This is a genomic window from Flavobacterium praedii (assembly GCF_026810365.1).
Classification (GTDB): Bacteria; Bacteroidota; Bacteroidia; order Flavobacteriales; family Flavobacteriaceae; genus Flavobacterium; species Flavobacterium praedii.
The window spans coordinates 4,058,620-4,072,500 of the sequence record NZ_CP113948.1 but is presented as its reverse complement, the minus strand read 5'-3'; the positions used below and the strand labels follow the sequence as shown (position 1 = coordinate 4,072,500).

The following is a 13,881-nucleotide window of genomic DNA, read 5'->3' as shown; positions in this document are numbered from 1 at the left end:
CTAAGTGAGTCGTTTTTAGTGAGTAGTGATTAGTCTAAACTAATTACCATTCACTCTTTACTATTCACTACAATAGTGGAGAATAACGGAGTCGAACCGTTGACCTCCTGCGTGCAAGGCAGGCGCTCTAGCCAGCTGAGCTAATCCCCCAATTTAATTATGAATTGTGAATTATGAATTATGAATTGCTGTAATTCGTAATCTTTCAACCCTAGAATTTCCTTTCAATCTGTTTCTATGAACGTCTTTTCAATTTATAATTATCAATTTACAATTAATAATTATTTTGTTGTCTCGGACAGACTCGAACTGTCGACCCCTACATTATCAGTGTAGTACTCTAACCAGCTGAGCTACGAGACACTCTTTTTTCTTTGATTTAAAGATTAAATAATTTAAAGATTGAACCATTCTTTCGAATTTTTTAATCTTTAAAATTTTAAAATTTTAAATCTTTCAATTATTTTTTTTTTAAATTAACAGCAAGAGTAATATAACCTTAAATTTGTAACCAATAGTCTCTTCGTCTTCTTTCTTTAGCGTGTCTTTCAACTAACACTAAAGCTCTAGAAAGGAGGTGTTCCAGCCGCACCTTCCGGTACGGCTACCTTGTTACGACTTAGCCCTAGTTACCAGTTTTACCCTAGGCAGCTCCTTGCGGTCACCGACTTCAGGCACCCCCAGCTTCCATGGCTTGACGGGCGGTGTGTACAAGGCCCGGGAACGTATTCACCGGATCATGGCTGATATCCGATTACTAGCGATTCCAGCTTCACGGAGTCGAGTTGCAGACTCCGATCCGAACTGTGACCGGTTTTGTAGATTCGCTCCTGGTCACCCAGTGGCTGCTCTCTGTACCGGCCATTGTAGCACGTGTGTAGCCCAAGGCGTAAGGGCCGTGATGATTTGACGTCATCCCCACCTTCCTCACAGTTTGCACTGGCAGTCTCGTTAGAGTTCCCGACATGACTCGCTGGCAACTAACAACAGGGGTTGCGCTCGTTATAGGACTTAACCTGACACCTCACGGCACGAGCTGACGACAACCATGCAGCACCTTGTAAATTGTCTTGCGAAAAAACTGTTTCCAGTCCGGTCAATCTACATTTAAGCCTTGGTAAGGTTCCTCGCGTATCATCGAATTAAACCACATGCTCCACCGCTTGTGCGGGCCCCCGTCAATTCCTTTGAGTTTCATTCTTGCGAACGTACTCCCCAGGTGGGATACTTATCACTTTCGCTTAGCCACTGAGATCGCTCCCAACAGCTAGTATCCATCGTTTACGGCGTGGACTACCAGGGTATCTAATCCTGTTCGCTACCCACGCTTTCGTCCATCAGCGTCAATCCATTAGTAGTAACCTGCCTTCGCAATTGGTATTCCATGTAATCTCTAAGCATTTCACCGCTACACTACATATTCTAGTTACTTCCTAATAATTCAAGTCTAGCAGTATCAATGGCCGTTCCACCGTTGAGCGATGGGCTTTCACCACTGACTTACTAAACCGCCTACGGACCCTTTAAACCCAATGATTCCGGATAACGCTTGGATCCTCCGTATTACCGCGGCTGCTGGCACGGAGTTAGCCGATCCTTATTCTCACAGTACCGTCAAGACATTACACGTAATGTTGTTTCTTCCTGTGCAAAAGCAGTTTACAATCCATAGGACCGTCATCCTGCACGCGGCATGGCTGGATCAGGCTTGCGCCCATTGTCCAATATTCCTCACTGCTGCCTCCCGTAGGAGTCTGGTCCGTGTCTCAGTACCAGTGTGGGGGATCTCCCTCTCAGGACCCCTACCCATCGTAGCCATGGTAAGCCGTTACCTTACCATCTAGCTAATGGGACGCATGCTCATCTTTCACCGTTGTGACTTTAATAGTTCAACCATGCGGTTGTACTATACTATGAGGTATTAATCCAAATTTCTCTGGGCTATCCCTCTGTGAAAGGTAGATTGCATACGCGTTACGCACCCGTGCGCCGGTCTCTTGGTCCGAAAACCAATACCCCTCGACTTGCATGTGTTAAGCCTGCCGCTAGCGTTCATCCTGAGCCAGGATCAAACTCTTCATCGTATATTGTGCGCTTAATTAATTAAGCTATTATTATGCGACTCCAATTCTAGTGGTCTATTCCCAAATCTTTCGATTCTATTACTCTTATTCTTTTGTTTTAACATCTCTGTTAAAACGGCTGTCAATTCAATATGTCTAGGAACGTATTCTTATCGTTTAATCCACTTTTCGTTGTCTCTCAAAGCGGGTGCAAAACTAACAATTCTTTTTGTAACTGGCAAGAACTTTTTGAAGTTTTTTTGAAAAATATTTTTCTCAGTTTCTTCTCTTTTCTTATCAGCCTCTCAAGGAACGTTGCGCGTTTAGCGGGGTGCAAAAGTAACATACTCTTTTAATTCCCACAAGCTTTTTTTAATCTTTTTTGAAAATAAATCTTCTTTGTGATTTTTATTACTTGTCAGTGTTTTAAAGAACTTAGTCGCTGTTGCGGGTGCAAAAGTAGACCCTTTATCCCTTTAAACAATGACTTTTTTGAGGTTTTTTTGATTTATTTTTTAATCTATTGGTATATTGAGCTTTATACAACCCCTTTTTTATCAAATCCATCGTTCTTACTGAAAATTTTAGGCCCTTTTTGAGGTTTTATCACTTTTTGTGCCTTTTCAGAAGGGATTAATACCAGATGTATTGCCCTTTTTACGGCTTGTTAGTACTACTCTTTGTTCCTGGTTGTATTCGCCTGGGTTTTACTAATAGACTTTTATCACTCTTTGGGACGCGGATTTAACCGATTCGCTAATGCGAAGGCACGGAGGATCGCGGATTTTTATTCCCTTCCTTAATATAAGGTGGTCTTTGTACCTCTCTATAGCTGTGTCCTATTAAAAAATACAGTTCTCGCAAAGGCGCGAAGGCACAAAGAAAAAAGTTCTAAACTTGTCACCTTGGCATCTTGGCGAGAAAAACAAAGCTTAACTTAATCTAATTCGGCGCGGTGGGACGCGGATTTGACGGATTCGCTAATGCGAAGGCGCGGAGGAGCGCGGATTTTTATTCCCTCCTTTATAAGTGGGGCTTTTATAGCTGTGTCCTATTAAAAATATAGGTCTCGCAAAGGCGCGAAGGCGCAAAGAAAAAAGTTCTAAACTTGTCACCTTGGCATCTTGGCTAAAAAAACAAAGCTTAACTCAATCTAATTCGGCGCGGTGGGACGCGGATTTTATTGATTCGCTAATGCGAAGGCGCGGAGGAGCGCGGATTTTTATTCCCTCCTTTATATAGTGGAGCTTTTATAGCTGTATCTTATTATAGAATATAGGTCTCGCAAAGGCGCGAAGGCGCAAAGAAAACTATTCTAAACTTGACGCCTTGGCGTCTTGGCTAGAAAAACAAAGCTTAACTCAATCTAATTCGGCGCGGTGGGACGCGGATTTTATTGATTCGCTAATGCGAAGGCGCGGAGAAGCGCGGATTTTTATTCCCTCCTTTATATAGTGGGGCTTTTATAGCTGTATCTTATTATAAAATATAGGTCTCGCAAAGGCGCGAAGGCGCAAAGAAAACTGTTCTAAACTTGGCACCTTTGCTTCTTGGCAAGAAAAACAAAGCTTAACTTAATCTAATTCGGCGCGGTGGGAAGCGGATTTGACGGATTCGCTAATGCGAAGGCGCGGAGGAGCGCGGATTTTTATTCCCTTCCTTAATATAGTGGGGCTTTTATAGCTGAATCTTATTATAAAATATAGGTCTCGCAAAGGCGCAAAGGCGCAAAGAAAACTGTTCTAAACTTGGCGTCTTTGCGTCTTGGCGAGAAAAAAAAACTCAACTCAATCTAATTCGGCGCGGTGGGACGCGGATTTTATTGATTCGCTAATGCGAAACCGCAGATGAGCGCGGATTTTAATTCCCTTCCTTAATATAATGTGGTTTTTCTAGCTCTGTATAGCTGTGTCCTATTAACAAACACAGTTCTCGCAAAGGCGCGAAGGCGCAAAGAAAACAGTTCTAAACTTGGCGCCTTGGCGTCTTGGTGAGAAAAAACAAAGCTTAACTTAACCCGTTGGGTGAAATTAATTGATTTGAATTTTAATGTTATTAATTGGTCTGTCAAATATAAATTTATTGATATATTGAACCATTGTTAATGCTGTAATTTTTGCTAAAATTCTGGTTTTAAAACCTTCGAAAGATTTAGCATAGTTGTTTCTTATTTTGAATTGGTCGCATAATTGTGAGAACAAAGTTTCTATTCTTTTTCTTGATTTTCTAAATATATATGGTTGTTTTACATACCCTTTTTGATTCATTCTCATTGGTGTTTCTAAAACTATATTTGCTGTTTGAAATAAATCTAATTGTTGGGTTGAAGATAAATATCCTCTGTCTCCAAGTAACACTCAATCAGATAATTGATTTTTTGCATCATTCAAAATTTGAACATCATGAACACTTGCTTTAGTGATATCAATGGAATGAAACACTCCAGAAACCGAACAAATTCCATGTAATTTATAGCCATAAAACCAAGTGTCTTGCGATGCACAAAATCCTTTAGAGGGAGCAGTCTCAAAATCTTTTTTACAAATTTTAAGCCTATTTTCTCTAGCTTTTTTACATATTTCCAAAGGCATACTGTCTATAATGAAATAGTCTTCAAATTCTAAAAACGAACTAGCTAAAGTTGTTCTGATTGTTTCTGAAAATTCAAACAATTTTCTGCGTCTTTTGTTGAACTGACTTCGTTCAATTAAATTCGGAATTGATGTATTAGCTAATTGTTTGAACAAATCATTTTCACTGTCAATAGACATATACTCAGCGGTTAAACTCAAAGCAACTACTTCAATATCAGTCATTTTTGCTTTTCTGCCAACTTGAAATTTATTGTTCAAATCAATATTCAAAGAACTTATAACTTCTAAAACTCTAAAATAATTTTTTACTATATTTGACATGGATATTGGTTTGTTTTTCGACTTCAAGATACTGAATTTCAGTATCTTGACCAATATCTTTTACTTATTTATTTCCTTATAATAATTTCACCCAACGGGTTAACTTAATATAATTGGGCGCGGTAAGACGCGGATTTTCTTTGTTTCTTCTTTACCTATATATAAGGTTCTTTAATTTTACGAATATGTTCTCTTGAAAACGGGTGTTCTAGCCCTGATAGTAGTGGAAATCCTTATGAGCCGGTGTTCGGCTCATAAGATTGTAACGGATAGCAGGTTTAAGCTCCTTACCTAAACTATATTTCAAATCAATTAATATAGAAATAGATATGAATTCAATATACACTTCGATCTTTCTATCCTATTTTATAAAGAATGCCATTTGAATGTGCATAAAAATACCGAACTTTGCAACTTCAAATTAAACACCACAAATGACACTTCACATTGAAACTCCTGCTTTATTATTTTCAGCAACATCATTGATTCTATTGGCTTATACTAATCGTTTTTTGACGGTTGCTACTATTATCAGAGGCTTGAAAAAAGCATATAAAGAAAAAGAAAATAGCATGATATTGCTTGAAATAAAGAACCTTAACATTAGACTCACCCTTATACGTTACATGCAAATGGCTGGTGTAATGAGTCTTTTTCTATCGGTTTTCACTATGTTGGTTTTATTTTTGGACCATCAGGTAGCCGGAATTTATTTGTTTGCTGCTAGCTTATTGTCATTATTGACTTCATTAGCATTATGTTTTTGGGAAATCAACATATCAGTTGATGCTTTACGCCTTCATTTGAGTGATTTGACACACAAAGAACTTGAAAAAACACATCACCCAACTATTATTGACAAGTAAATTGGCATTCCAAATGTAATATTAAAGGGAAAAGTTACAGCCAATGCCATGGGCAAAAACAAACCAGGATTGGCTTTTGGAACAGCAATTTTCATAGCTGCAGGCACTGCAATATACGATGCACTAGCTGCGAGCACGGCAAATATGAATCGGTTACCGATATCATTTGTGACCAATTGACTAAAGTATGCAACAACAGATCCATTTATTAGAGGTATTACAATTGCGAAAACAAAACTAAACCAACCACTTTTAAAAAAATCCCCTAATTTTCTTCCGCTCACAATTCCCATATCTAGAAGAAAAATTGCCAAAAAACCTTTAAAAATATCAGTGGTAAATGGTTTTATTCCTAAAGCTTGTTTATCACTTGCTAACATTCCGATGATTAAACTGCCTATAATTAATAGTACACTTCCGTTTGTAAAAGAATGTTTTATTATTGAACTTATTTTGGAAGGAGAATCATTTTTTTTATTAAACATACGTATTAATATGACACCAACGATAATGGCTGGAGCTTCCATAAGAGCCATTACTGCTACCATGTGACCGCTAAAAGCGTAATCTTGCATTTCTAAAAATGAAACTGCAGTCACAAATGTTACTGCACTAACTGAGCCATAAGCAGCTGCAATTGCTCCAGCATTATCAATACTAAACTTTCTTTTTAGAATAAAAAAAGTATATAAGGGTATTAAAATCGAAATTGTTATTCCAAAAATCACTGACCACATAATATCTAAAGTAAAAACACTGTGAGCGAGTTCTTGACCTCCCTTAAATCCAATTGAAAAGAGGAGATATAAAGAAATAAACTTGGAAGTATTGTTTGGTATTTCCAAATCACTTTTGAGATATACGGCTATTATGCCAAGCAAAAAAAACAATAAGGCAGGATTTGTTAGGTTTTCTACAAGTAAATCTAAGTTCATATTTTATGATTTTTGTTTTGATTATTATTCTAAGACAATTTCAATTCTACTGTTAATTCTGAGCTGCCTATTGTTTTGTTTCGCAAATTCGATCAACTCTTTTAGTGAATCACTCGCTTGATTCAAGTCTTTAATTCGTTCTTTTGAATGATTATTATCCGAATCAAATCGGATTTTATCACTAAAATTTTCCAAAGCATGATATTTTATTTTATCATTAATAAGAGTCAACACCACTTTACCTGCTTCCTGTGGTAAAAATAAACCTTCAATCAATTGAAATTCAAACTTATTTTGCATATTTATTTTAGATATTAAAGTGAAACACATTATTTGCTGCAAAGGTGAAACGAATCAATCATAAATTTTTATTTATAATTGTAATGATAAATATAAAATATTTTTATGGGCCATACTTTGCATTAATTAAACGTATTCCTTCTAGCAACACAATATCAAAACATTACCAAAATTGCACAAGAATTACATTTAACTCAACCAACACTTTCGATTCAGCTAAAAAATTTTCAAGATCAATTTGACATTCCACTTACAGAAATGATTGACCGAAAACTATATGTAACGATTTTGGAAATAAAATTGCCAATAATTCAAATAAAATAAGGTTCGGGAACAAGACAAGTTATGAAACAATTTATTTTACTTCATAAATTAAATGTCCGAACGAAATTAGAACTTACCTGAAATGAAGCTGTAAAACAAGCTATCATTGCCGGTTGAGGCTGTTCGATTATGCCACCAATTGAAATAAAAAACGATTAAAAAAACGATTAAAAAAACGATTTAAAAAACGGTAATCTTCAGATCACCACTATTCAAATATTACCAATACAGACCACTTGGAATTTAATTTTTTAAAAAAATTAAAGACGAATCATATTGAAAAATTATGATTGGGGAATGCATTTTAGCACAATTTAAAACTCTCTCATGGAAGAAGATAGTTTTTAAAATACAATTTATTATTTTTTCCAATTTAAAATACTATATCTTTGGCCGCTTTTTAAAAATATAGAAATGATAAAGAATCAAGTATTAAAAGGAACTTTTTTGGTAGGATTAGGCGCTACAAGCTATGGCATGCTGGCAACTTTTGTAAAAATGGCTTATGCCGAAGGTTATACCACAGCAGAAGTAACAATTGCTCAATTTATATTAGGGATCATTGGTATATTAATCATAAATGCATTCCAAAAATCTAACAATACTGATGAAGTTGTAAAACCTACTCCAAAGAACATTTTTCAATTAATGATAGCTGGTACTTCACTGGGATTGACCAGTGTTTTTTATTACATGGCCGTTAAATACATTCCTGTTTCTATTGCCATTGTTTTGTTAATGCAAACTGTTTGGATTGGCCTATTATTAGAAATGATATTAGAAAGAAAAATTCCATCCACACAAAAAATAATTGCCGCTTTAATTGTCTTAATGGGTACCCTTTTGGCGACAAACATTTTGAAAAATGAAATCCAATTGGATTGGCGTGGAATTATCTTAGGACTGTTAGCCGCCTCTTCATTTACTACTACAATGTTTACAGCCAATCGCGTTGGACTTGGAATTTCGAATGCAAAACGCAGTTTATTCATGCTTTTAGGTGGTCTCACTATTGTAATTGGTTTTGCAATTGCCACACAAACCACTCCATTTAATTTTGCCATATTCCTTAAATGGGGAATAATAGTATCGCTTTTTGGGACTATTATTCCGCCAATGCTTATGAATGCAGGTTTTCCGTTAACAGGAATTGGACTCGGCAGTATTGTTTCGGCTATAGAATTACCTGTATCTGTTATGATGGCTTACTTTCTGTTAAATGAAGAAGTGGTATTTATTCAATGGATAGGAATTCTCCTTATACTAGTTGCTATAATAATAATGAATGTAAAATTTAAAAAACAGCAACCATACTGATTATCAGCAGTAAAAAAAATAAAGTTATAGGTATTATGTGTTAAAAATTTTATAAATTCGTTACTCATACAATCGGTTTTCATTTGTAATGAGTCTGTATTGTAGCAATTTTATACATTTTATGATAGTAACTATTAACTTAATTTTTTTATTATGAAAAAACTTTTTGCAGAATTTTTCGGAACGTATTGGTTGGTTTTTGGAGGTTGTGGTAGTGCGCTGTTTGCCGCAGGGATACCAGATCTAGGAATTGGATTTATAGGAGTTTCACTGGCTTTTGGTTTAACCGTATTAACAATGGCTTATGCTGTTGGACACATATCAGGAGGACATTTTAATCCCGCAGTTTCTTTTGGACTATGGGCTGGTGGAAGATTTTCGGCTAAAGAATTACTTCCTTATATTATTGCTCAATGTGTTGGTGCAATAGCTGCGGCAGGAACTCTTTATACAATAGCTTCAGGAAAAGCAGGTTTCATGATAGACAATACAAAAGCAGGTGCTTTTGCTTCAAATGGATTTGGTGCATTTTCTCCCGACGGTTATTCCATGCAAGCGGCATTCATTGCTGAATTTGTACTTACATTATTTTTCCTTTTAATAATACTTGGAGCAACAGATAAATTTGCAAATGGAAAATTTGCAGGAATCGCTATAGGATTGGGATTGACACTTATCCATTTAATTAGTATTCCAATTACAAATACATCAGTAAATCCAGCGAGATCACTTTCGCAAGCCTTATTTGTGGGTGGAGAACCATTATCTCAACTTTGGTTGTTTTGGGTAGCACCTATATTAGGAGCAATCGTAGCTGGTTTTATTTATAAAAATTTACTGCAAGACCATTCAGAAGGATAGCATATTTAAAAAGATTATTATACTAAAGAGAAAAACGAAATTGAATATTTTGTTTTTCTCTTTATTTTTGTTTTATGAATTCACTATTTAATTCCGACCCTATACATCTTAATCTTCCAGATGCCGATATTACCTATTTCCCAAATTTTCTATCAAAAACAGAAGCCGATGTGCTTTTTCAGGAACTAATGAATAATACTCCTTGGCAACATGACTATATTACGGTTTATGGAAAAAAACATTTACAACCACGACTAACTGCATTATATGGAAATGAAGGTAAGCCTTACTCCTATTCCAATATCGTGATGCAACCTCTAAATTGGACTTTACCTTTGCAAAAGATAAAAGTTCTTGTAGAAAATATCACCGAAAATAAATTCACCTCGGTTCTATTAAACCATTATAGAGATGGAAACGACAGTAATGGTTGGCATGCTGATGATGAAAAAGAACTTGGAATTAACCCTATAATTGCCTCCCTAAGTATTGGTACGGAACGCGTTTTTAAATTAAAACACAAGATCAATTCTGATCTAAAAATGAATATCAAATTAGAGCATGGGAGCTTGTTGTTAATGAAAGGAGCAACACAGCATTTTTGGAAACACCAAGTACCAAAGACAACAAAACCAATTGGACCTAGAATAAATCTCACCTTTCGATTCATTAAATAAACTTCAATTTACACTAAAAATCCCATTGAATTGTTTGGCAAAATTAAAACCTGCAAAGTTAATGTAACTAATTAGCGACAGCATAAAAAGATCCGCACAGATTATTCAATAATAATCCAATTAATCGGTGTCCAAATATTTATTAGAAGTAAAAGTAAAACACCTTAAATGACATTGTTTTCTACTTCAGCTATAACCAATAAAAAAAAATGAAAATTTTTTTAATTAAAATAAAAAGTAATACAATTTTTTATTAATATTGAATAAGATTTAAAATCAGATTTATTAATCATTAACAAAAAATAGAATTAATTTTCACGTGATGAAAAAGAGTAACCGCAAAGAATTGAACTGGGAACAAACAGAAAAACTTGTTACATTGGCCCAAGAAGAAAGAAATCCTTTTGAGATTATTAAGAAAGAATTCGGTTTAGACGAAAAAGAAGTTCTTGAGATTATGAAAAAGAAAATGCCAACAGAGAAATACGAAATGTGGAAAAAGAAAGCGATCGCAAGTAAACCGAAACCAAAACCTCTAAAGATTGACGACTTTGACGAAGATTTAGATGGTAAATATTACATAAAAAACAAACTAGACTAACCTAACCTTTTAAACTCCTGTATTTCAGGAGTTTTTTTTGCTTTTTTTTTAAAGAATAGACTCTAAAATAAGCCCTATTAAAATTAGAAGAAATATTTTTTATTCTTTTTTAAATTTTTCAAAGCATTTTTGTAACAATTTAAAGTTCTGAAACACTAATTTGAAAACAAACACTTACAATATGAAAAAATTATTTTTTGCACTTGCTTTTTCATGTCTTATATGGACAAGTAAAGCAAGCACTACAACCACAACAGATTCAAAAAAAGAAGAGATAGAAGTAAGCATTAATCTGATTGATGTAAAAGATGACCAAGTATTGGTTACGGTAAAAGCCCCAAAAATAAAAACGAATGACATCACATTCAGTCTACCTAAAACGGTACCTGGAACATATTCGACTGATAATTATGGTAAATATATTGCCGACTTTAAAGCAATCGACAGTAAAGGAAATTTATTGACGGTAACTAAAACCGATGATAATACTTGGGTAATAAAAAACGCAAAGGCATTGGTGAAGATTACCTATTTAGTAAACGATACTTTCGATATCGAAAAAGGAAGAGGTTTTGGGAAAGATGATGTATTTTCTCCATCAGGAACTAATATTGATGCAGGCAAAAACTTCATGTTAAACTTACATGGCTTTATAGGATATTTTCAAGACAAAAAAGGAATACCCTACAAAGTTACCATTACTCACCCAGAAACACTTTGGGGAGCCACTTCAATGATTGATAAAGACGGTTCTAAAACTGTAGATCTTTTTGAAATGCCACTTTATTCAGAATTATTAGAAAATCCTATCATGTATTCTAAACCAGATTACACCACTTTCATGGTAGACGGTATGGATATTCAAATTGCAGTTTATTCGCCATCAGGAAAATTTACTGCAGAAAATATTACTCCAGAGATGAAAGTAATGATGACTGCACAAAAAACATTTTTAGGAAAAGTCAATTCTACTAAAAAATATACTGTTATTTTATATCTATCTTCAATGACTCCAACAGATGCTAAAGGCTTTGGAGCGTTAGAACACCCTACAGCTACTACAGTTGTCATGCCAGAAATGATGCCAAAAGAAGAATTGGTAAAACAAATGAAAGATGTAGTTTCACATGAATTCTTTCATATACTTACTCCATTAACAGTACATTCCAAAGAAATTCAATATTTTGATTACAATGACCCAAAAATGTCTCAACACTTATGGATGTATGAAGGCGTAACGGAATATTTTGCCAATTTATTCCAAATAAACCAAGGATTAATTCCAGAAACTGAATTTTATACCCGTATGGCAGGAAAAATAGAGCATGCCAATACCATGAATGATACAATGCCATTTACGGTTATGAGTGCAAATGTTCTAACAGAACCATACAAAGATCAATACCTAAATGTATATGAAAAAGGAGCCTTAATCGGAATGTGCTTAGACATTATAATTAGAGAAAAAAGCGAAGGCAAAAGAGGCATATTAGATCTAATGCACCAATTATCAAACGAATACGGAGTATCAAAACCCTTTAACGATGAAGAATTGTTTGCAAAAATAACTTCACTAACCTATCCTGAAGTTGGGGAATTTTTCTCAAAATACGTTTCAGGACCAACTCCTATTCCTTATTATGATTTTCTATCAAAAGTAGGAGTGACAAAAATAACACAAAAAACTCCTGAAGGAATCTTTCTAAAAGGTCAAGTACCCTATATTGGCGTAAATCAAGCAACCAAAGAAATATATGTTGCCCCAAATAAAGAATTAAACATATTTTATAGCACACTTGATCTAAAAGGTGGAGATATCATTGTTAGCATTAATGACATTCCATATTCTTTGGATAACATATACGATATGATTACAGAGAGTATGAAATGGAAAGAAAACGACCCAATTACCCTAAAAATAAAACGTGACGGTAAAGAACAAATATTAAAAGGAGTTGTAAAATTCCCTTACATAGATACCGAAGGTATGGATGCAACAGATGCTTCTAAAGCAAATTTGAGAAATACTTGGCTGAAAGGATAATCCTAATAACTCTTTATTTAATCCCAATCTAGTTTAGATTGGGATTTTTTTTGAAAATCATTCCCGTTAAATAGATTCATTCCAACAATTTTCTTTATTTTGCGTCAAAAATAAACAAACTTAAAATCGTTTTAATTCAAAAATGAAAACAGCGTTTTTTGTTTACAAAACAAATATTAAATACACATGAAAAATTCTATTATTGCTTTTGTTGCCCTATTCCTGTTGGTTTCTTGTAACAAAAATGAATCTAAAACCAATTTACACATCACAGGAAATATAAAAGGACTTAAAGAAGGTACTTTATATATACAGCGATATGTTGAACCATCTCTTGTTGCTATAGATAGCATAAAAATTGATGGAAACTCAAATTTTGAATGTAACATTGATTTAAAATCACCCGAAATGCTGTATTTATTTCTTGACCGAGGAGTTACCAATTCCCTTGACAACAACATTATGTTTTTTGCAGAACCAGGAACTATAAATATCGATACTAACTTAGATACCTATCTTTCAAGTGCTAAAATAACAGGTTCAAAAAACCATGAATTATTCGAAGAATATCGCAAAATAAACGCTCGCTTCACAGATGAAAATCTAACCTTGATCGAACAAAAATTCAAAGCCATAAAAAGGAAGAATACCAAAGCAATAGATAGCATATCTATTTTACAAGACAATAATGTCAAACGTAAATACTTATATGCTACAAATTTTACGGTAAACAATAAAGACCATGAAGTTTCACCTTATATTGCATTGGCTGAAATTTATGATATTAATATCAAATATTTGGATACTATTCAAAAATCAATGACTCCTAAAGTAGCAAAATCTTTGTATGGTGAGAAATTGACTAAATATGTGAATACTATCAAAAAAAGTGAAGGAAATTAATCTAAGTACTTCTTAAAACACCAAAAACCGCCTCATCAAAAGGCGGTTTTTTTTTGGATATAAATTATTTACATA

10 protein-coding genes, 2 tRNA genes, 1 rRNA gene and 1 pseudogene are annotated in these 13,881 nt (G+C 34.4%); 8 read left to right on the top strand and 6 right to left on the bottom strand.

Features of this window, described 5'->3' with window-relative positions; genetic code table 11:
* Nucleotides 1–76 precede the first annotated feature (76 nt).
* The 4 genes and pseudogenes from OYT91_RS17305 to OYT91_RS17290 all read right to left on the bottom strand — a co-directional run bounded on the left by OYT91_RS17305 (nucleotide 77) and on the right by OYT91_RS17290 (nucleotide 4,978).
* Nucleotides 77–150, bottom strand: a tRNA-Ala gene (locus OYT91_RS17305).
* Between the two features lie 139 nt (nucleotides 151–289).
* Nucleotides 290–363 (bottom strand) — tRNA-Ile (locus OYT91_RS17300).
* A 207-nt stretch (nucleotides 364–570) separates the two neighbouring features.
* A 16S ribosomal RNA gene (locus OYT91_RS17295) occupies nucleotides 571–2,084 on the bottom strand.
* A gap of 2,009 nt (nucleotides 2,085–4,093) precedes the next feature.
* Nucleotides 4,094–4,978, bottom strand: a pseudogene (locus OYT91_RS17290) (IS982 family transposase).
* Between the two features lie 434 nt (nucleotides 4,979–5,412).
* Here OYT91_RS17290 and OYT91_RS17285 point away from each other — a divergent pair.
* On the top strand, nucleotides 5,413–5,844 hold the full coding sequence (locus OYT91_RS17285) for a DUF2721 domain-containing protein (RefSeq protein WP_281238922.1): 432 nt from the start codon (nucleotides 5,413–5,415) through the stop codon (nucleotides 5,842–5,844).
* On the opposite strand, the gene OYT91_RS17280 is transcribed toward OYT91_RS17285, so the two are convergent.
* Nucleotides 5,820–6,779 carry a sodium-dependent bicarbonate transport family permease gene (locus OYT91_RS17280; protein WP_281238921.1) on the bottom strand — a complete coding sequence of 320 codons (960 nt, stop codon included), beginning with the start codon at nucleotides 6,777–6,779 and terminating at the stop codon, nucleotides 5,820–5,822. The two genes, OYT91_RS17285 and OYT91_RS17280, sit on opposite strands and share 25 nt — an antisense overlap.
* A 24-nt stretch (nucleotides 6,780–6,803) precedes the next feature.
* Complete coding sequence (locus OYT91_RS17275; protein ID WP_269223711.1) at nucleotides 6,804–7,079, bottom strand: hypothetical protein; 276 nt, start codon at nucleotides 7,077–7,079, stop codon at nucleotides 6,804–6,806.
* A 162-nt stretch (nucleotides 7,080–7,241) separates the two neighbouring features.
* Here OYT91_RS17275 and OYT91_RS17795 point away from each other — a divergent pair, with 162 nt between their 5' ends.
* The 7 genes from OYT91_RS17795 (at nucleotide 7,242) to OYT91_RS17245 (ending at nucleotide 13,806) form a co-directional block, all read left to right on the top strand.
* Nucleotides 7,242–7,403 carry a helix-turn-helix domain-containing protein gene (locus tag OYT91_RS17795; protein WP_432419430.1) on the top strand — a complete coding sequence of 54 codons (162 nt, stop codon included), beginning with the start codon at nucleotides 7,242–7,244 and terminating at the stop codon, nucleotides 7,401–7,403.
* A gap of 414 nt (nucleotides 7,404–7,817) precedes the next feature.
* Nucleotides 7,818–8,720 (top strand): EamA family transporter, encoded by a 903-nt coding sequence (locus OYT91_RS17270; RefSeq protein WP_281238920.1) that lies wholly within the window; start codon nucleotides 7,818–7,820, stop codon nucleotides 8,718–8,720.
* Between the two features lie 153 nt (nucleotides 8,721–8,873).
* Nucleotides 8,874–9,581, top strand: a complete 708-nt coding sequence (gene aqpZ / locus OYT91_RS17265) for an aquaporin Z (protein WP_269223713.1) — start codon at nucleotides 8,874–8,876, stop codon at nucleotides 9,579–9,581.
* A gap of 74 nt (nucleotides 9,582–9,655) precedes the next feature.
* Complete coding sequence (locus OYT91_RS17260; RefSeq protein WP_281238919.1) at nucleotides 9,656–10,258, top strand: alpha-ketoglutarate-dependent dioxygenase AlkB family protein; 603 nt, start codon at nucleotides 9,656–9,658, stop codon at nucleotides 10,256–10,258.
* Nucleotides 10,259–10,580: 322 nt separating this feature from the next.
* Complete coding sequence (locus tag OYT91_RS17255) at nucleotides 10,581–10,859, top strand: DUF2805 domain-containing protein (RefSeq protein ID WP_269223714.1); 279 nt, start codon at nucleotides 10,581–10,583, stop codon at nucleotides 10,857–10,859.
* 181 nt (nucleotides 10,860–11,040) lie between these two features.
* Nucleotides 11,041–12,903, top strand: a complete 1,863-nt coding sequence (locus OYT91_RS17250) for a M61 family metallopeptidase (RefSeq protein WP_281238918.1) — start codon at nucleotides 11,041–11,043, stop codon at nucleotides 12,901–12,903.
* 186 nt (nucleotides 12,904–13,089) lie between these two features.
* Entirely contained in the window at nucleotides 13,090–13,806 is a 717-nt protein-coding gene (locus tag OYT91_RS17245; RefSeq protein ID WP_281238917.1) for a DUF4369 domain-containing protein, read from the top strand.
* Nucleotides 13,807–13,881 lie beyond the last annotated feature (75 nt).

What these genes read in the sequence shown, in the direction of transcription:
- OYT91_RS17285 (WP_281238922.1), top strand. Translation starts at nt 5,413, where the DNA reads ATGACACTTCACATTGAAACTCCTGCTTTATTATTTTCAGCAACATCA.
- OYT91_RS17280 (WP_281238921.1), bottom strand. Translation starts at nt 6,779, where the DNA reads ATGAACTTAGATTTACTTGTAGAAAACCTAACAAATCCTGCCTTATTG.
- OYT91_RS17275 (WP_269223711.1), bottom strand. Translation starts at nt 7,079, where the DNA reads ATGCAAAATAAGTTTGAATTTCAATTGATTGAAGGTTTATTTTTACCA.
- OYT91_RS17270 (WP_281238920.1), top strand. Translation starts at nt 7,818, where the DNA reads ATGATAAAGAATCAAGTATTAAAAGGAACTTTTTTGGTAGGATTAGGC.
- aqpZ (WP_269223713.1), top strand. Translation starts at nt 8,874, where the DNA reads ATGAAAAAACTTTTTGCAGAATTTTTCGGAACGTATTGGTTGGTTTTT.
- OYT91_RS17260 (WP_281238919.1), top strand. Translation starts at nt 9,656, where the DNA reads ATGAATTCACTATTTAATTCCGACCCTATACATCTTAATCTTCCAGAT.
- OYT91_RS17255 (WP_269223714.1), top strand. Translation starts at nt 10,581, where the DNA reads ATGAAAAAGAGTAACCGCAAAGAATTGAACTGGGAACAAACAGAAAAA.
- OYT91_RS17250 (WP_281238918.1), top strand. Translation starts at nt 11,041, where the DNA reads ATGAAAAAATTATTTTTTGCACTTGCTTTTTCATGTCTTATATGGACA.
- OYT91_RS17245 (WP_281238917.1), top strand. Translation starts at nt 13,090, where the DNA reads ATGAAAAATTCTATTATTGCTTTTGTTGCCCTATTCCTGTTGGTTTCT.